The sequence below is a fragment of the Enterobacter cloacae complex sp. GYL001 genome, from assembly GCF_049237125.1.
Classification (GTDB): domain Bacteria; phylum Pseudomonadota; class Gammaproteobacteria; order Enterobacterales; family Enterobacteriaceae; genus Enterobacter; species Enterobacter hormaechei_C.
In genome coordinates this window covers 584,713-603,199 of record NZ_JBMKGW010000001.1, presented here as the reverse complement: position 1 = coordinate 603,199, position 18,487 = coordinate 584,713, and the positions used below count along the sequence as shown (strand labels likewise).

18 protein-coding genes are annotated in these 18,487 nt (G+C 56.6%); 3 read left to right on the top strand and 15 right to left on the bottom strand.

The annotated features are described in order from the left end of the window. Positions 1–24: 24 nt before the first annotated feature. Complete coding sequence (rpmF, locus tag ACOTWU_RS02850) at positions 25–198, bottom strand: 50S ribosomal protein L32 (protein ID WP_003857964.1); 174 nt, start codon at positions 196–198, stop codon at positions 25–27. 16 nt (positions 199–214) lie between these two features. After that, positions 215–736: a 23S rRNA accumulation protein YceD gene (gene yceD, locus ACOTWU_RS02845; protein ID WP_003857966.1), complete on the bottom strand. Its 522-nt coding sequence runs from the start codon at positions 734–736 to the stop codon at positions 215–217. Between the two features lie 140 nt (positions 737–876). On the opposite strand from yceD, the gene ACOTWU_RS02840 reads away from it, so the two are divergent. Continuing rightward, positions 877–1,461: a Maf family protein gene (locus tag ACOTWU_RS02840; protein ID WP_032670934.1), complete on the top strand. Its 585-nt coding sequence runs from the start codon at positions 877–879 to the stop codon at positions 1,459–1,461. Positions 1,462–1,539: 78 nt separating this feature from the next. On the opposite strand, the gene rluC is transcribed toward ACOTWU_RS02840, so the two are convergent. Beyond that, a complete protein-coding gene (gene rluC, locus ACOTWU_RS02835) occupies positions 1,540–2,487 on the bottom strand; it encodes a 23S rRNA pseudouridine(955/2504/2580) synthase RluC (protein WP_003857970.1) in 948 nt (315 codons plus the stop codon). Positions 2,488–3,057: 570 nt separating this feature from the next. Here rluC and rne point away from each other — a divergent pair. Next, positions 3,058–6,174, top strand: coding sequence for a ribonuclease E (gene rne, locus ACOTWU_RS02830; protein WP_023303426.1), 3,117 nt, complete (start codon positions 3,058–3,060; stop codon positions 6,172–6,174). A gap of 40 nt (positions 6,175–6,214) precedes the next feature. Here the strand turns inward: rne and ACOTWU_RS02825 are convergent, their stop codons facing one another. Beyond that, entirely contained in the window at positions 6,215–7,168 is a 954-nt protein-coding gene (locus ACOTWU_RS02825; RefSeq protein WP_032671510.1) for a LysR family transcriptional regulator, read from the bottom strand. A 94-nt stretch (positions 7,169–7,262) separates the two neighbouring features. Here ACOTWU_RS02825 and ACOTWU_RS02820 point away from each other — a divergent pair, with 94 nt between their 5' ends. Next, on the top strand, positions 7,263–8,474 hold the full coding sequence (locus ACOTWU_RS02820) for an MFS transporter (RefSeq protein ID WP_032653206.1): 1,212 nt from the start codon (positions 7,263–7,265) through the stop codon (positions 8,472–8,474). A 75-nt stretch (positions 8,475–8,549) separates the two neighbouring features. On the opposite strand, the gene flgL is transcribed toward ACOTWU_RS02820, so the two are convergent. The 11 genes from flgL to flgB form a co-directional block, all read right to left on the bottom strand. Further along, positions 8,550–9,503 (bottom strand): flagellar hook-associated protein FlgL, encoded by a 954-nt coding sequence (gene flgL / locus ACOTWU_RS02815; RefSeq protein WP_017384730.1) that lies wholly within the window; start codon positions 9,501–9,503, stop codon positions 8,550–8,552. Between the two features lie 16 nt (positions 9,504–9,519). After that, positions 9,520–11,160, bottom strand: coding sequence for a flagellar hook-associated protein FlgK (flgK, locus tag ACOTWU_RS02810; RefSeq protein ID WP_045338830.1), 1,641 nt, complete (start codon positions 11,158–11,160; stop codon positions 9,520–9,522). A gap of 75 nt (positions 11,161–11,235) precedes the next feature. Further along, entirely contained in the window at positions 11,236–12,189 is a 954-nt protein-coding gene (gene flgJ, locus ACOTWU_RS02805) for a flagellar assembly peptidoglycan hydrolase FlgJ (protein WP_017384732.1), read from the bottom strand. Beyond that, a complete protein-coding gene (locus tag ACOTWU_RS02800) occupies positions 12,190–13,287 on the bottom strand; it encodes a flagellar basal body P-ring protein FlgI (protein ID WP_017384733.1) in 1,098 nt (365 codons plus the stop codon). 12 nt (positions 13,288–13,299) lie between these two features. Next, positions 13,300–13,998 carry a flagellar basal body L-ring protein FlgH gene (flgH, locus tag ACOTWU_RS02795; RefSeq protein WP_003857987.1) on the bottom strand — a complete coding sequence of 233 codons (699 nt, stop codon included), beginning with the start codon at positions 13,996–13,998 and terminating at the stop codon, positions 13,300–13,302. Between the two features lie 57 nt (positions 13,999–14,055). Then, positions 14,056–14,838: a flagellar basal-body rod protein FlgG gene (gene flgG / locus ACOTWU_RS02790; RefSeq protein WP_000625853.1), complete on the bottom strand. Its 783-nt coding sequence runs from the start codon at positions 14,836–14,838 to the stop codon at positions 14,056–14,058. An 11-nt stretch (positions 14,839–14,849) separates the two neighbouring features. Next, positions 14,850–15,605: a flagellar basal body rod protein FlgF gene (locus tag ACOTWU_RS02785; protein WP_003857990.1), complete on the bottom strand. Its 756-nt coding sequence runs from the start codon at positions 15,603–15,605 to the stop codon at positions 14,850–14,852. A gap of 20 nt (positions 15,606–15,625) precedes the next feature. After that, a complete protein-coding gene (gene flgE / locus ACOTWU_RS02780) occupies positions 15,626–16,834 on the bottom strand; it encodes a flagellar hook protein FlgE (protein ID WP_039271120.1) in 1,209 nt (402 codons plus the stop codon). Between the two features lie 26 nt (positions 16,835–16,860). Next, positions 16,861–17,571, bottom strand: a complete 711-nt coding sequence (gene flgD / locus ACOTWU_RS02775; RefSeq protein WP_003857994.1) for a flagellar hook assembly protein FlgD — start codon at positions 17,569–17,571, stop codon at positions 16,861–16,863. An 11-nt stretch (positions 17,572–17,582) separates the two neighbouring features. Then, on the bottom strand, positions 17,583–17,987 hold the full coding sequence (flgC, locus tag ACOTWU_RS02770; RefSeq protein ID WP_003857997.1) for a flagellar basal body rod protein FlgC: 405 nt from the start codon (positions 17,985–17,987) through the stop codon (positions 17,583–17,585). 3 nt (positions 17,988–17,990) lie between these two features. Next, complete coding sequence (flgB, locus tag ACOTWU_RS02765; protein ID WP_003857999.1) at positions 17,991–18,407, bottom strand: flagellar basal body rod protein FlgB; 417 nt, start codon at positions 18,405–18,407, stop codon at positions 17,991–17,993. Between the last annotated feature and the right edge of the window lie 80 nt (positions 18,408–18,487).

The window sequence follows — 18,487 nt, the reverse complement described above, 5'->3', positions numbered from 1 at the left end:
AAGCCTAATCACGCTGACGCGTGATTACTTAGTGATAACCTTGCGGCCGCGGTAGAAACCGTCAGCGGTGATGTGGTGACGCAGGTGTTTCTCACCAGAAGTCTTGTCTACAGACAGGCTGGTAACTGCGGTCAGCGCGTCATGGGAACGACGCATGCCACGTTTGGAACGGGTTGGTTTATTCTGTTGTACGGCCATGGACCTTACTCCTCAATTACTTACGCTTTAAGCTGGCTAATACGGCAAATGGGTTTGGTTTTTGCGCTTCATCAGGCAGTTCCCCAAAGACCATGTCCGCCTCGGACACTTCACAGTGTTCAGAATCATGCACCGGAACGACTGGCAGGGAGAGGATGACTTCATCTTCAACCAGCGCCAGAAGATCGATTTCACCGAATTCGTTAACCTCAATCGGCTCATACGCTTCCGGGAGTGCTTCAGCCTGTTCGTCAGAACGAACCGGACTAAAACAATACGTTGTGTGAACATGCTGTACAAACGGTTTCCCGCAACGCTGACATTCGAGCGTTACCGTCACCTTTGCATCACCGGTTAACACGGCGAGACGCTGGTTGTCGATAGCGAACGACATGGAGCATTCTACATCACTGTCCACACTGACTACAGATTCGGCAATACGCTCAGCCTGATCGGAAGAATAGATTCCTTCGTAATCGAGGCGTTTTTGAGCCGTACGAACCGGATCAAGAGTCAGGGGTAATTTTACCTTTTGCATAGGGCGCGCATATTAACTTTGTAACGTCATAGAGTCAAAGAAAAAGGCAACCAGAGCTGCCTTTTGCCAATTATTCGCACACATTGCGGCCTGTAGTTTAAAATGGCTGGCATCGATACGCTATATCTGGTGATAAAAATATGCCAAATCTCGTCCTTGCTTCCACTTCACCTTATCGCCGAATGCTGCTGGAAAAGCTCGGGATCCCGTTTGAATGCGCTGCGCCGGAGGTGGATGAAACGCCACAGCCGGGCGAGTCACCGCGTCATCTGGTGACCCGTCTCGCGAAAGAGAAAGCACAGTCGCTGGCCGTACGTTACCCCGCACATCTGATTATAGGCTCCGATCAGGTTTGTGTGCTGGACGGCGAAATCACCGGCAAACCGCATACGGAAGAAAACGCCTGCCAGCAGCTGTTGCGTGCGCGAGGCGGTATCGTGACCTTTTATACCGGCCTGGCGCTTTATAATTCGGCTTCCGGTCATCTGCAAACCGAGTGCGAGCCGTTTGATGTGCACTTCCGTCATCTTAGCGAGCAGGAGATTATGGATTATGTGCGTCGGGAACGTCCGCTAAACTGTGCAGGGAGCTTTAAAAGTGAAGGACTAGGGATTGCGTTGTTCGACAAGCTCGATGGCCGCGATCCCAACACGCTGGTGGGGTTGCCGCTGATTGCGCTGTGCCAGATGTTAAGGCGAGAAGAGTGTAATCCACTGACGGCGTGACTTTGCCCAGCGGCGCTTCGCTTGCATGGGCCTACGGATTTCGTAGGCCGGGTAAGCGCAGCGCCACCCGGCACAAAATCAGCCGCGCAGAACTTTCAGACAGCGTTTGAGCTGCTCATCCAGCGGCGCTTCAATACGGATAACTTCGCCGGTATTAGGATGGGTAAATTTCAGCGCTGCCGCGTGCAGGAACAGACGCGACAGCCCTGTTCCCGCCAGCTGCTTATCAAATTCGCGATCGCCATAGCGGTCATCAAACGCAATCGGATGGCCCGCAAACTGGGTATGGACGCGAATCTGGTGGGTACGCCCCGTCACCGGACTACAGCGCACCAGCGTGGCGAATTCGTAGCGCTCTTCAACTTTAAAGCGCGTCTCAGACGGTTTCCCTTCCTGATTAACACGAACAATGCGCTCGCCGCTTTGCAGAATATTTTTCAGCAGCGGCGCCTGCACCACTTTCACGTGGGACTGCCACTGGCCGCGCACCAGCGCCAGGTAATCTTTCTGCATCCCTTTTTCGCGCAGCTGTTCATGCAAAGAACGCAGCGCAGAACGTTTTTTCGCCACCAGCAGCACGCCAGAGGTATCGCGGTCAAGACGGTGAACCAGTTCGAGGAAACGCGCTTCCGGGCGCAGCGCGCGTAACCCTTCAATCACGCCGAAGCTCAGACCACTCCCCCCGTGTACCGCCGTTCCGGACGGTTTATTCAGCACCAGAATGTGGTCGTCCTCATAAAGGATAACGTCGCTCAGGGCCGCGACTTTTTGCAGCTTCGGAGAAACGACCTCTTCTTCACGCTCTGCAACACGTACCGGTGGAATCCGGACTTCATCGCCCGCCTCGAGCTTATACTCTGGCTTCACGCGTTTTTTGTTCACCCGCACCTCGCCCTTACGCAAGATGCGATAAATCATACTTTTTGGCACGCCCTTCAACTGGGTGCGCAAAAAATTATCGATACGTTGCCCCGCCTCGTCGTCGGCGATGGCAACCATTTTTACGGCTGGAGTCTCTGTTTTCATGGTTGGCGATTCTAAATAGCGTCAGACATTAGCGCCACTCATTTTTCTATGCTTATATTTACTTTTATCCGGACCACTCCCCTTTCGCGCAATCGATTTGGTGGTTATTAAACCAATCACCCCCTTGAAGTGAAGAAACTGTGAGTAACCGGGTGATAATTGGTAAAAGTCATCTTGCTATAACCCGGCGAGCAGTGGAATAATGAATCCGTTTTCCGCGTTAAATCCGGGTTTTGTAAGGATGTCGACGGAATGACCAATTTTGTCTGACCGATCATCCACGCAGCAATGGCGTAAGACGTATTGATCTTTCAGGCAGTTAGCGGGCTGCGGGTTGCAGTACTTCCCGGTATAAGGATTGTTCTCTGGAGAGTTTTCCCAGGCAAATCCCCTGATAATTGCGCTGTGTTTCCGTATGAAACACAGGCAACCGACACTCTGCGCCTCTTAAGCGAGCGACAACCGTGAGGTTGGCGACGTGAATAGACACGAGGCCATCGGTTCATACCCCGGAAAGCGTCACCTTGCCCGCAGCTTTGTCGTCAATGTAAGAATAACGAGTAAGTTACGATGAAAAGAATGTTAATCAACGCAACTCAGCAAGAAGAGTTGCGTGTCGCCCTTGTGGATGGGCAGCGCCTGTACGATCTGGATATCGAAAGTCCTGGACACGAACAGAAAAAAGCGAACATTTACAAAGGCAAAATCACCCGCATTGAACCAAGCCTTGAAGCTGCATTTGTCGATTACGGTGCTGAGCGTCACGGTTTCCTTCCTCTCAAAGAAATCGCCCGCGAATATTTTCCTGCAAACTACAACTCCCATGGCCGTCCGAACATTAAAGATGTTCTGCGTGAAGGTCAGGAAGTTATCGTCCAGATCGATAAAGAAGAGCGTGGCAACAAAGGTGCCGCACTGACCACCTTTATCAGCCTGGCAGGAAGCTATCTGGTATTGATGCCAAACAACCCGCGTGCGGGTGGCATCTCTCGCCGTATCGAAGGCGATGACCGTACCGAGCTGAAAGAAGCGCTGGCAAGTCTCGAGCTGCCAGACGGCATGGGCCTTATCGTGCGCACCGCAGGCGTCGGCAAATCTGCCGAAGCGTTGCAGTGGGACCTGAGCTTCCGTCTGAAGCACTGGGAAGCCATCAAGAAAGCGGCTGAGAGCCGTCCTGCTCCGTTCCTGATCCACCAGGAAAGCAACGTTATTGTGCGTGCCTTCCGTGATTATCTACGTCAGGACATCGGTGAAATTCTGATTGATAACCCGAAAGTGCTTGAGCTGGCTCGCCAGCACATCGCCGCGCTGGGTCGCCCGGATTTCACCAGCAAAATTAAACTGTACACCGGTGAAATCCCGCTGTTCAGCCACTATCAGATTGAATCCCAGATCGAGTCTGCCTTCCAGCGTGAAGTGCGTCTGCCGTCCGGCGGTTCTATCGTAATTGATACCACCGAAGCGCTGACCGCTATCGACATCAACTCCGCGCGTGCAACCCGTGGCGGCGACATCGAAGAGACCGCCTTCAACACCAACCTTGAAGCCGCTGATGAAATCGCCCGCCAGCTCCGCCTGCGCGACCTGGGTGGTCTGATTGTTATCGACTTCATCGACATGACCCCGGTTCGCCATCAGCGTGCGGTTGAAAACCGTCTGCGTGAAGCGGTGCGCCAGGATCGCGCACGTATCCAGATTAGCCATATCTCGCGCTTCGGCCTGCTGGAAATGTCCCGTCAGCGTCTGAGCCCGTCACTCGGCGAGTCCAGCCATCACGTCTGCCCGCGCTGTTCCGGTACGGGTACCGTGCGTGACAATGAATCGCTCTCCCTCTCTATTCTGCGTCTGATTGAAGAAGAAGCGCTGAAAGAGAACACCAAAGAGGTTCACGCCATCGTTCCGGTGCCGATTGCCTCCTACCTGCTGAACGAAAAACGTGCAGCGGTAAGCGCAATCGAAGCGCGTCAGGGCGGCGTTCGCTGCATCATCGTGCCAAACGACGAGATGCAAACCCCGCACTATCACGTGCTGCGCGTGCGTAAAGGCGAAGAGACAAGCACCCTCAGCTACCTGCTACCGAAGCTGCATGAAGAAGAAATGGCGCTGCCATCGGATGAAGAGCCTGCCGAGCGTAAACTGCCTGAGCAGCCTGCATTAGCAACCTTCATCATGCCGGAAGCCCCGCCGGAAGCGACGCTGGAAAAACCAGCGGCAAAACCTGCCGTGCAAAAGGCGGCCCCTGCCGCGCCAAAAGCGCAGCCTGAGCAGCCGGGTCTCCTGAGCCGCATCTTCGGCGCGCTGAAAAAAATGTTTGCTGGCGAAGAAGTTCAGCCTGAGCAGCCGAAAGAAGCGCCAAAAGAAGCGAAACCAGAGCGTCAGCAGGACCGTCGTAAGCGTCAGAACAATCGTCGCGATCGTAATGACCGCAACGACCGTAGCGATCGTAACGAGCGCCGTGATAATCGTTCCGAGAACAACGAAGGTCGTGAACAACGCGAGGACAACCGTCGCAACCGTCGCGAGAAGCAACAGCAGAACGTTGAAGATCGTGAAATTCGCCAGCAGGCGGGCGATGAGTCCGAGAAGAGCAAACAGCGTGACGAGCAGCAACCTCGCCGCGAGCGTAACCGTCGTCGTAACGACGAGAAACGCCAGGCCCAGCAGGAAGTCAAAAACCTGAACCGCGAAGCGCCTGTTGAACAGCAGGACACGGAGCAGGAAGAGCGTACTCAGGTTATGCCGCGTCGTAAGCAGCGTCAGCTGACCCAGAAAGTACGTGTGGGTGCTGTTCAGACGGAAGAAAACGACGTTATCGCGGTTGAAGCAGCAGAAAGCACAACGGGTACCCAGGTCGCGAAAGTTGACCTGCCAGCCGTAGTGGAAAATCAGGTTGAGCAGGACGAAAGCAGCGAAAACCGTGACAACGCAGGTATGCCGCGTCGCTCCCGTCGTTCTCCGCGTCACCTGCGCGTGAGCGGCCAGCGTCGTCGTCGCTACCGTGACGAGCGTTACCCGACTCAGTCGCCAATGCCGCTGACCGTGGCGTGCGCGTCACCTGAGATGGCATCCGGTAAAGTCTGGATCCGTTATCCGGTTGCTCGCCCGGAGCAGGCTGTTGAAGAACAGGCTGTGACCGAAGAGGTGATTGCACCGGTAGCAGCGGTGGAAGACGTCGTGACTGAAGCGGCAACCGTGGTTGAACCGCAAGTTGTTGACACGGTGGCACCGCAGGCTGTGGAAGTGGAAACGACCCATCCTGAAGTCATTGCCGCGCCGGTTGATGCCGCTCCGCAGATCATTGCCGAAGAAGATACCGTGGTGGCTGAAGAAGTCGCGGAGGAAGCTGAGCCGGTCTCCGCAGCAGAAGAACCCGCAGACGTTACCGTCGAAACGGTGACGGAAGAGGTTGTTCAGGACGTCGAGATTCAGGTTGAGCCTGTTGTCGAAGAGGTCAAAGAGGCTGAAGTGAAATCCGAGCCGGTTGAGGTCGTTGCCGCTCCAGCGCCTGCTCACGTTGCTACCGCGCCGATGACTCGCGCCCCGGCACCTGAGTATGTACCTGAAGCGCCACGCCATAGCGACTGGGTTCGTCCGGCATTCAACTTCGAAGGCAAAGGTGCTGCCGGTGGTCACAGTGCAACGCACATGGCTACTGCGCCAGCTACTCGTCCTCAGCCTGTTGAATAACGCACGCTAAGACTGAAAGCCGACCTTCGGGTCGGCTTTTTTATGGCTGTTGCAGGGGCTTTCTCATTCCGGTGACCTCCGGCATTATCTGCCGCATCAGCTCCAGAAAACGCCGCAAGCGCGCCGGATAATAACGAGACCAGGGGTAAACCAGATGTACCGGTAACGCTGCCGGCTGCCACTCTGGCAGTAGATGCACCAGTCTTCCTTCCTGAATATCATCCTGTACTGTCCAGCTGGATACCACCGCCACGCCCAGCCCGGTGAGTGCCGTATTGCGCGCCACATACAGGCTGTCGGTACTCAGGCGTGGCGTAATGGTAACCCGCGCCGGGGCAGATGATGCATCGTGGAAAAGCTCCACATGGCGTTGATAAAAAGAGCTGATGGCAATCCAGGGAAGCTGCTGCAAATCTTCCGGCGTTTTAACCGCGGGATAACGGGCCAGTAATTCCGGTGAAGCCACCACCGAGCGCGGCACTTCAGCCAGCAGCACGGACACGGTTGCCGGATCGACTTCCACACCCACCCGAATAGCACAGTCAAGGTTGTCGCCGAGGAAATCAACCGAGCGATCGTTGAGCATCCACTCTACAGAAAGCTGGGGATAGCGCTGCAAAAATTCGGTTAACGGTTTCAGAAGCTGATCCTGGCCAAACGCGTGCGGGGCGCGCACCCTCAGCACCCCAACCGGTTCATCTTCCGTCTGCCCTACCTCGTCTTCCAGCGCCAGCCAGCTGTCAATCACCCGTCGGGCATGCTGATAGCAGCGTTCGCCGTCATCGGTCAGCCGGGTCGTATGGGTTGTGCGCAGCATCAGGCGTACTCCCAGCATGGTCTCAAGCGACTGCAACCGTCGGCTCACCGTGGCCTGGGTTGTTGCCAGCTGACGTGCCGCCGCAGAAAGAGACCCCGCCTCCACAATGCGAACAAACGTTCGCATCAGTTCTACCCGATCTATACGCTCAGACCTTTTCATACCATTTTTACCCATACGCCACACGTATAAGCGTTTTACCACCGCGCCCGCTACCGTCGCAAGGCGTACTGATAAAAAATAGCCGCACACGACGAATGAGGAACATCTTATGAACACAACCACCACCCGGGCCGTAAGCCGCTGGGTAATCTTAATGCTGGCGCTCGGTGCGGGCTTTAGCGTGGCATCCATCTATTATGCCCAGCCTCTGCTGCCGCTGATGGGCTCAGACCTGCATCTGAGCATCGAAGGCATGGGCATGGTCCCGACGCTCACCCAGGCGGGTTATGCCCTGGGCATCCTGTTTCTGCTCCCGCTCGGCGATCGTCATGACCGCAGAACGCTGATCCTGATAAAAAGTGCGGCCCTGGCGCTGTTCCTGCTGGGTTGTAGCCTGACCGGACAACTGCACTCCCTGCTGCTCACCAGCCTGCTGATTGGCATGGCCGCCACCATGGCGCAGGATATTGTCCCGGCCGCAGCGATCCTCGCGCCGGAAGGTAAACAGGGAAAAACGGTCGGCACGGTGATGACCGGCCTGCTGCTGGGGATTTTGCTCTCCAGAACCGTCAGCGGCGTGGTCGGTGAAGCCTTTGGCTGGCGGGTGATGTATCAGCTGGCTGCTGCAAGCATTGCCTTTGTCGGCGTGGTGATGTGGGCCGTACTCCCACGTTTTGCTATTCACTCCACGCTGAGCTATCCCGCGCTGATGCGTTCCATGGAGCACCTGTGGCGTCGTTACCCGGCACTGCGTCGCGCGGCGCTGGCTCAGGGTTTTCTGTCGATTGCCTTTAGCGCATTCTGGTCAACGCTGGCGGTCATGCTGCTGGAACGGTATCACCTTGGCAGCGCCGTAGCGGGTGGATTTGGTATTGCCGGAGCCGCTGGTGCGCTGGCTGCACCGCTGGCAGGGGGTCTGGCAGATAAGCTGGGCGCCGGTAAAGTGACCCAGCTGGGTGCCGCGCTGGTGACCCTCTCGTTTGCCCTGATGTTCATGATGCCGGCACTGGGTGTACACGGTCAGTTGATCCTGATTGCCCTCTCCGCGGTCGGTTTCGATCTCGGCTTGCAGTCCAGCCTCGTGGCCCACCAGAACCTGGTCTACAGCCTTGAGCCGCAGGCCCGCGGACGCCTGAACGCCCTGCTGTTTACCGTCATTTTCATCGGAATGGCGCTGGGTTCGGCATTAGGCAGCAATATCTATACGCTGGCAGGCTGGTCTGGCGTGCTGGCTCTGGCAACCCTGTGTGGTGCCATTGCGCTGGCTATCAGAGTGATTGAAAGCGCCCGGGTGCTGTCCGCACAGGCAGAAAGTGTGTAAAAAAAATGCCCAACCCGGACGGGTTGGGCAGTCAAAACATGCCCAGTTTCAAGACATGTCAAACAGGTCAGAGTCTTATTTGTTCATCTGGAACAAAGACATACCCTGCATATCGCTAAAGGCTTTATACGAGGCCTGCAACGCCGCCTGCTGCATGGTGTAGGACGAAATCACCGAGTTCCAGTCCACGTCAACCAGGTTACTCATCTGCTGCGTCTGACCCAGCGCGCGGTCTTCACCCAGAGCGTCCAGCTTGCCCAGCTCATCCAGCTTGATGCCGAGGTCGGCGCGCACGGTCAGCACGTTGTTGAGGGAGTTGCTCAGGCCACGGTTGGCTTTATCAATAGCCGCCGTAAACGCCTCGGCTTTCGTTTCGTCCTCCCCAATCGGCGTATTCAACGCTTCAATTGCGGAGTCGAGGATCTTAAACAAATTCGTTTCCGGCGCACTACCATCTGGCTCTGGCTTGGCATTGCTGGTGAAGCTATCGAAAACTTCAGTGCCCGTATGGCTAATTTGCATCGTGCGCGCGGAGTCAACCTGCTGGCTGATTGGCGTTCCGCCGCCCTTATAATCACCCGTCGCCTGGTCGAAAGCCGCCGCTTCGGTCTTGTAACCGGAAAAAATATAGCGACCGTTACCGTCCGTGCTGTTAGCCAGGTTCATGAGCTGATCGCGAATACCTTGCAGGTTCGTGGCCAGCGAAGCGCGGTCATCGTCACTTAACGTACCGTTGCCCGCATTGACAATCTTTTCCTGAGCAGCCTGGATGGCGGTTGTCACTTGCGATAACACGTTCTCTTCCAGGGAGACTTTCGTCGTAGCGAAGGAGCGTGCCAGCGCATACTGGCTGTTTTGCGTTTGAGCCTGAGAGAGCACAACGGCCTGCGAGGCGGCAATCGGATCGTCAGACGGACGGTTGATACGCTTCCCCGTAGACATCTGCTCGCCGTAGCTGAGCCAGAGACTTTGGGAGTTCGTCACGCCGCGCATGCTTTGCTCATACATCATTTGAGTACTAATACGCATTTTTTATGCCTCAGCCTTAGCGGATATTGATCAATGCATCAAACAGCGTGCTCGCCGTTTGCAGCACCTGCGCATTCGCCAGATAGTACTGCTGATAGCGTTGCAGGTTGCCATACTCTTCATCCAGGTTAACCCCGGAGATTGACTGCTGTTGTTTGGTCAGCTGCGTCACCACGTTAACTTTGGTTTCGCTGCTGGTTTTCAGCGACGCCGTGGTGCTGCCCACCGTACTGACCAGCGCGGCATAAGCATCGTTAAAGGTTTTGTTCCCTCCCACCAATTTGGCGCTCTGTAAATCCAGCAGCTTCTGGCCATTGGTATTGTCGCTTTCACCGCTTCCTTTCGCGGAGGCCATCGCCAGTTTGGATTCGTCGCTGATCGCTACGTCCATATTCACAATGACGTCATTCACCGGTTTGACGATGAAACTGTCTTTATTATCGGCTGAGCCGCTAATCTTAACGTTGAGACCATCAAACGACAGATTACCGCTGGCGTCAGGCTTGGCCGTGAAGCTGGTGTTGTCCGACAGACGCGTGATTGTCCAGTCAGTACCGTTGTACTCAACTTTATAGTTTGTCGCCTGGACCTTTGTACTGTCCGTCATCGTGGCCGTAACGGACGCGCTTCCGGTGTTTTTACCGTTACTCAGCACTGCCGGCGAGCCAAAATCAAACAGCTTGCCGCCTTTGTCCCCGTTGGCATCAAAGCCAGCCTGGTGCTGGGTATTCATGGCATCCGCAAACGCCAGCGCCATCTGGTTAAGGGTGTTTCGCGCCTGATCCAGATCCTGAGAACGGAACGTTAACAGCCCACCAAGCGACCCCGTGGTGATCTGTTTTTCTGAGATCTCCACGTTGCCCGCTGCGGTATCCACATACGCAATTGTTGTACGCGCTGGGTCCGCACTGGATTTCACCGCCGCCAGCTGGCTGGCGTTGCTGCCCTGTACCAGTGTGTAACCATTGGCGATAGAGATGTTGTAGGTGCCGCTGTCCTGTACGGTGACGTCCACACCGACAATCTTGTTCAGTTCACTCACCAGCTGATCGCGCTGATCGAGCAGTTCATTCGGGGATGCGCCCGCACCGACGCCAGTCAGCCGGGAGATCTGATCGTTAAGATTGGCAATCTGTTTCGCGTAGTTATTGATCTGATCGACGCTGGTAGAAATCGCCGTATTGACCTGCGCATCCTGATCGCGGAGATATTGATCGTTGGTTTTAAACTGGTTTACCAGACCATCCGCCTTCCCGAGTACCGTCTGGCGAGCAGCCGGATCTTCTGCGTTACTCACCAGCGTTTGCAGGCTTTTAAAGAAATCCTGGAGGTTGGCAGAAAGCGAGTTCGTGGTATCAGAAAGCACATCGTCAATTTTTGACATCTGCTGGTAGCGCGTGGTCAGCCCACTGCTCTGGTTCTGCGCCGCGCGCAGCTGGTTAGTGATAAACGCATCATATTCACGCTGAACACCGGAGACATAGACCCCGTTACCCACCCAGCCACCGCCGGTCAGGGTGCTGTTTGATGCCCCCAGAATGGTGGTCTGGCGGGTATAACCTGCCACGTTGTAGCTTGAAATATTATTACTGACGGTATTGAGTGCCGACTGCGCAGCACTGAGGCCACTCATGGCGCTGTTAATCAAACTGGACATGGGGGTTCCTTTTATACGTTCAGACACGAGTCCTGATGAAGGTTATCGGCAACCTCCACCGGGACTTGAGAACTTTCAGAACAGATTTTCGAGATCTGTGCTATACGCTTTGCTGACCTTCTCAGACATGGATTTCAGCTGCTGGATCATGCTGGTCAGCTTGCGCGCATAGTTTGGATCGGTCGCGTAGCCAGCATTCTGCAATGCCTGAGCGCCCTGCTCTGGCGTGGCGGCCTGGGTCACGGCGGTGTAGCGCGGATTCCGGCTCAGCAGCCCGACATAATCCGACAACGCTTCCAGATACGAGCTGTAGACGCGGAATTTGGCTTTCACCTTCACTGCCGCACCGTTCTCATATTCGGTGGTGGTGATCTCGGTGGTCGGCCCTTTCCAGCTGGAGGTGGCCTTCACGCCAAAGATGTTGAAGCTCGGCTCACCGTTCTCCCTGCGGATCTGACGTTGCCCCCAGCCCGACTCCAGCGCCGCCTGCGCCAGAATCAGATGGTGCGGCACGCCGCTCTCTTCACTGGCAAGACGCGCCGGCAGGGAGAGCTGCGCCAGGAAGTCTTTGCTGTCGCCGGAGAGCGGCTCGTCACGCGTTTCTGCCGGCTTCGGCATCGCCTTACGCACCATCTGCGTCAGCGCCTGATTTTGATAACTGGTCACCTTTTCCAGATCAAACTTCAGCGGCACCTGCGGCGGGGCCTCTTCAGGCGGGAGCCCCTGAGCGGCTGCGGTCTGCTTCACAATCATGTCCGCCAGGCCGAGCCCCTTTCCGGCGGTCATTTGCTGGGCAATCTGCTGATCGTACATGCTGGTGTAAAGCCGCGTGGAATCGCTGCTGAACATGCCATCTTTCGGCAGGGTTTCACGCATGCTTTTCAACATCATTTGTACGAACATGCCTTCCACCTGACGGGCCACCGGGCGGATATTCGCCGCCGGATCCTTGCCCGCTTTGGTTTTCAGCTCGTTGAGCGACTGGGCATCCCAGGCGGCACTGGTCAACAGTTTGCTATCGGTCAGCATTTAGATGATTTCCAGTCTGGCGCGCAGGCATCCTGCACTTTGCATGGATTGCAGAATGGACATCAGATCCATTGGCGTTGCACCCAGCGCATTCAGAGCACGCACCACGCTGTTCAGGTTGGCGCTGGAGCGCACACTCTGCAACGAACCGCCGCTCTGTCGTAAATCAATCTGCGTTTGCGGGGTCACTACCGTCTGACCGCCACCAAACGGGGTATCCGGCTGGCTGACGTTGGCCGAGCGGTTAACCGTGACGGAGAGATTGCCCTGCGCCACGGCGCAGCTGTCCAGCGTCACTTCGCGGTTCATCACCACCGAGCCGGTACGGGAGTTGATAATGACTTTCGCATCCTGCACCGGCACGTTCACTTCCATATTCTGGATATCGGCCAGCAACCGCACCTGGTTGCTGCTGCCGGTTGACGTGCGGATCTGCACGGTACGGGCATCCAGCGCGGTGGCGCTGCCGTAGCCCCGGCTGCGGTTGATGGTGTCAGCGATCTGCTGCGCCATCGTAAAGTCTTCGTTATTCAGTTGCAGGTTAATGGTGTTGCCGGTGCCGAACTGGGTCGGCAGCTCACGTTCGATGATCGCGCCGTTGGTAATACGTCCCCCGTTCAGCTGGTTCACCTGCACGCTGCTGCCACCCGCCGACGCGCCTGCTCCGCCAACCAGAATGTTGCCCTGCGCCAGAGCATACACCTGGCTGTCGACGCCTTTCAGCGGCGTCATCAGCAACGTACCGCCGCGCAGGCTTTTGGCATTACCCATCGACGAGACAACCACGTCGATGGTCTGCCCCTGACGCGCAAAGGCCGGATAAGACGCGGTCACCATCACGGCCGCCACGTTTTTCAGCTGCATGTTGGTCCCGGCCGGTACGGTAATACCGAGCTGCGAGAGCATATTGTTCAGGCTCTGGGTGGTGAACGGCGTCTGGGTCGTCTGGTCACCCGTCCCATCCAGCCCCACCACCAGGCCGTAGCCAATCAGCGAGTTTTCGCGCACGCCCTGCACGCTGGTGAGATCGCGTATGCGATCGGCCTGCGCAACGGTAGCGACCAGCGACAGCGCCACGGCGAAGAGAAATTTATACATAGGTCACCTCGCTTACATCGGCGATAAGTTAAGGAAGAAACGTTGCAGCCAGCCCATATTTTGCGCTTCGTTGATGTAGCCGTTGCCGACGTACTCAATGCGCGCATCCGCCACCTGAGTGGACGGTACGGTATTGGTGCCGCTGATGGTGCGAGGGTTAACCACACCGGAGAAGCGAATGAATTCCGTACCCTGGTTAATGGCGATCTGTTTTTCGCCCACCACGTGCAGGTTGCCGTTCACCAGAACCTGATCAACCGTAACCGTCAGCGTTCCGCTGAAGGTATTGCTGGCGTTCGCACCACCTTTACCGTTAAAGGTGTTGCCGCCGGAGGCTTCCACATCCGCACGGGCGTTGCCGAACAGCCCTTGCAGATAGCGCGGCACGGTGTCGAAGCCAAAATTGGTTTTGCCGTCGCGGCTGGCGTTCGCCGACGAGCTCTTACTCGCACTGACGTTTTCCTGCAACACAATGGTCAGCGTATCGCCAACGTTACGCGGACGACGGTCTTCAAACAGCGGCTGATAACCGTAGTTAATCGGCTGCGCGGTCTGGAAAATAGAGCCGTTCACCACCGGCGCGGGGCCGGGAACGGGTTGGGCGGTAGTCGCACCCTGTACCAATGGTTTAGACGGGATCCAGGCACACCCGCTGAGGGTGACGGCCAGAACAGTCAGGATCGGATAACGAAACGCCGCGTTTTTTTGCATTGACTTCATCTTCGAAAACAGGGAGCCGGTGCGACGTTTACCGCACCGGGCTACACCTTAGAGTTGCGTCAGTTTTTGCAGCATCTGGTCGGTCGTCGACACTGCTTTACTGTTAATTTCATAGGCGCGCTGGACCTGGATCATATTCACCAGCTCTTCCGCCACGTTAACGTTCGAGGTTTCCACATACCCCTGATACAGCAGCCCCGCCCCGTTCAGGCCCGGGGTACTTTCATTTGGCGTGCCGGAAGACTGCGTTTCGGTGTAGAGGTTCTCGCCGATGCTTTCCAGTCCGGTATCGTTCATGAAGGTGGTCAGGTTGAGCTGTCCAACCTGGACCGGCGCGGCCTGACCTTGCTGAGTGACGCTGACGATGCCGTCACGACCAATGGTGATACTCAGCGCGTTCGCCGGTATGGTGATCGCAGGCTGAACCTGGAAACCGCCCGCCGTCACCAGCTGGCCGTTCTGATCCACCTGGAACGAACCATCGCGGGTATAGGCGGAGGTCCCGTCAGGCAGCTGCACCTGGAAGAAACCCTGACCTTTAATGGCAACGTCTTTACTGTTGTTGGTCTGGGACAGGTTGCCCTGGCTGTGCAGACGCTCGGTGGCGACCGGGCGCACGCCGGTACCAATTTGCAGACCGGACGGCAGCGTGGTTTGCTCAGAAGACTGCGCCCCTGGCTGACGAATCGTTTGATAAAGCAAATCTTCGAAAACCGCACGCTGGCGCTTGAAACCATTGGTGCTGACGTTTGCCAGGTTGTTGGCAATCACATCCATATTGGTTTGCTGTGCGTCCAGACCGGTTTTCGCGATCCATAAAGAACTGATCATAGGGAGTCCTGTTAACTCATAGCCAGAAGTTGGTTAGCCTTGCCTGCGTTTTCATCGACGCTGCTGATGATTTTCATCTGCATTTCGAAGCGGCGGGCGCTGGCGATCATGTCGGTCATGGCTTCCACCGGTTTGACGTTACTGCCTTCCAGCACGCCGGACATCACGCGGATGGTCGGGTCGGCCTGTAACGTGGCGCCACGCGTGGCCTGCGCCGCCTGGGTCAGACGGAACATCCCGTCATCGCCACGCTGCACTTCGTTGCCTTCCGCTTTCACCAGCTTCAGACGACCGACAGGCGCAACGGTGTTCGCCGGGTCGCCCGGGTTTAACGCCGAGATCGTCCCGTCTGCCGCAATGGTCAGCTCTGACCCTTCCGGCACCGTCAACGGACCGGCTTCGCCCATAACCGGATGCCCCTGAATCGTCAGCTGCCCGGTGGCGCTCACCTGGATATTACCGTTGCGGGTATACCCTTCCCCGCCGTCAGCCGTTTGCACCGCCAGCCAGCCGTCCTGCTGAAGGGCAACGTCCAGCGGACGCGCGGTGTAATCCATCTGACCTGGCGTCATGTCGGCGCCCGGCGTGGAGGCGGTGACCAGCGTACGCGTGGGCAATGACAGCCCTTCTACCGGCACCGCACGCAGCGCGTTGAGCTGCGCACGAAAACCTGGCGTGGAAGCGTTCGCAAGGTTGCTGGCGGTAACAGCTTGCTGATTGAGCGTCTGGCTTGCTGCGCCCATCGCTGTATATATTGCGTGATCCATTGCGCTTTCCCGTCAGCTGCTTAACGCAGGTTAACCAGCGTGTTGAGGATCTGATCCTGGGTTTTGATGGTCTGCGCGTTGGACTGGTAGTTACGTTGCGCGACGATCATGTTCACCAGCTCTTTACTCAGATCGACGTTGGAGGCTTCCAGCGCACCGTTAGTCAGCGTGCCGAAGTTACCGGAACCCGCGGTTCCCAGCAGGGCAACCCCGGAAGACTGCGTGGCAGACCAGACGTTATCCCCTTCGGATTTCAGGCCTTCGTTGTTGGCGAAGTTTGCCAGCACGATCTGGCCCAGCACCTGGGTCTGTTCGTTCGAATAGTTACCGACAACGGTACCGTCATCGTTGATCTGGTAGCTCACCAGATCGCCCGGCTTATAGCCGTTCTGGCTCGTCGCCACGATGTTGTTCGCACCGGTGTTTTGCTGCATGGAGTTGGCGAAACTCATTTTGAATGTTGCCGCCGTTGCACCAGGGATCTCTCCGGTCTTGATGTCGGCTTCCGCACCACCGGTCAACACACCGCTCTCATTAAAGACCAATGTGGTTGCCAGCTGAGCTTTATCTCCCGCTACGCTGCCGTCCTGCGCATACACTTTCCAGGAGTTAGCTGGAGTTGCATCCTTGACATAGAACAGGTTCATGTTGTGCGCATTACCCTGGCTGTCAAACACCGTCACGGTGCCTTTCTTATTGTAAGAGTCAGGGTTGGCCGGGTCGAAGGCGACGGTTGGCGCGGTATCGGTGGAGTTCAGGTTGATCTGCTGAGAGGCCGTGGTGGTGGACTTCGCCGCCATCAGCGTCGTTGGGATGGAGATCGCCTGCGGATTCGCACCGGTTTGCACCGTAGGCGGCGTGCCGGCAACCGGATAACCGGTTAACTGAAGTCCCTGCATGTTCACCAGGTTACGGTTTTCATCCAGCTTGAACTGGCCGTTGCGGCTGTAGAACACGGAACCGTTGGCATCCACCATACGGAAGAAACCGTTCTGGCTGATGGCGACGTCCAGACCGCGACCGGTGTTGGTGGTCGTCCCGTCGGTGAAGTCCTGGGTGATACCCGCAACCTTCACGCCCAGACCCACTTTAGAGCCTGCAAACATATCTGCAAAAGACGCAGAACCGGATTTAAAACCATAGGTCGCGGAGTTGGCGATGTTGTTGCCAATGACGTCCAGGTTGGTGGCCGCAGCATTCAGGCCGCTGACCGCTTGAGAAAAGGCCATGACTTACTCCTGATAAGTATTAAGGCTTAGATAATCTGCCGAACTTCGTCGAGTGTGGTGGTACCGGAGGTACCCAAATCCAGTTTGTTGCCATCGCTACCCTTGATGACGCCCTGAACCAGGGCAAACTGTAGCGGCTGAGCCACCAGCTGAGTGGTGCCGTTGCTGGCGCTAATCGCAACCTGATACGAGCCGTTAGGCGCTTTAGTGCCGTCGGTCAGGCTGCCATCCCAGGTAAAGGTATGAACGCCCGCTTTAAGCTCGCCAATCTCAATCGTGCGCACCACGTTGCCGCTGGCGTCTTTGATTGTGGCGGTGACTTTGTCGGCCGGCTGCTGCAACTCAACGCCAAACGGCGTCGTGGTGGTGGTGGAGGTGCCATCGGTAGTGCTGGTGCCCGCCAGAATCGTGGTCCCCGGGATCATCACCCCGTGACCGATCAGGTTGGCGGCCTGCAAGGACTGGCTGTTATCGATTTGACCGGAGACCGAGCCGAGCGTGGTGTTCAGTTTCTCAATGCCGCTGACGGTACTGATCTGCGCAAGCTGCGTGGTCAGTTCGTTGTTCTGCATCGGATTGGTCGGGTCCTGATTTTTCAGTTGTGCCACCAGCAGGGTCAGAAAGCTGCTCTGTAAATCGGAGGCATTGCTCCCGGTGAGAGAGCTGGAACCGGTCGCACTGCTGGTGCTGTTGACGCCGGTATTTGTCGGGTCATTCACGTTTACGGCGATGGACATGCGTGTCTCCTTTACTGGCCGAGAGTGAGTGTTTTGAGCATCATGCTCTTCACGGTATTAAGCACTTCGACGTTTGCCTGGTAGCTACGCGACGCGGACATGGAGTTCACCATCTCCCCGACCACATCCACGTTCGGCATTTTCACGTAGCCGCTGGCATCCGCGAGCGGGTTGCCAGGCTCGTAAACCAGCTTGTCGGGCGCCTGGCTCTCAACCACGTCCGCCACTTTTACGCCGCCCGTTGCCGCACCCGGTGCAGCATCAACCTGGAAGACAACCTGTTTAGCGCGATACGGTTGCCCGTCAGGGCCGGTCACGCTGTCGGCGTTGGCCAGGTTACTGGCGGCCACGTTCAGTCGTTTGGACTGCGCCGTTAATGCCGAACCGGCGATATCAAAAATATTCAGCAAGGCCATTTACTAATTGCCCCCCTGTAGGACGGTCATCATGCCTTTAATTTGCCCGCCGAGTAGCGTCAGACCTGTCTGGTATTGCAGGCTGTTATCGGCAAACTGTGTGCGCTCCCGGTCCATGTCGACGGTGTTACCATCAAGTGAGGGCTGATCGGGAATACGGTAAAGCAGGTCGGTCGTTGGCGCGGTCATCGCCTGAGCGGGAATATGACGTGAGGATGTCAGGGCCAGTGAGACACCCGTTCCTTCGGCACGTCCACGCTCCATCACTTTTTTGAGTTCACTGGAAAAATCAATATCGCGCGCCTGATACCCGGGGGTATCCGCGTTGGCGATATTGGCGGCTAAAATCTCCTGCCGCTGGGCGCGTAAATTGAGCGCTTCCTGCTGAAAACGTAACGCGGCGTCGAGTTTATCGAGCATGTCTCCTCCGCTGATGAGAAAATTTCAGTTCACAGCTTAAATCTCACCCCGTCTCCCCTATCGACGGAATAAGCGCAAAA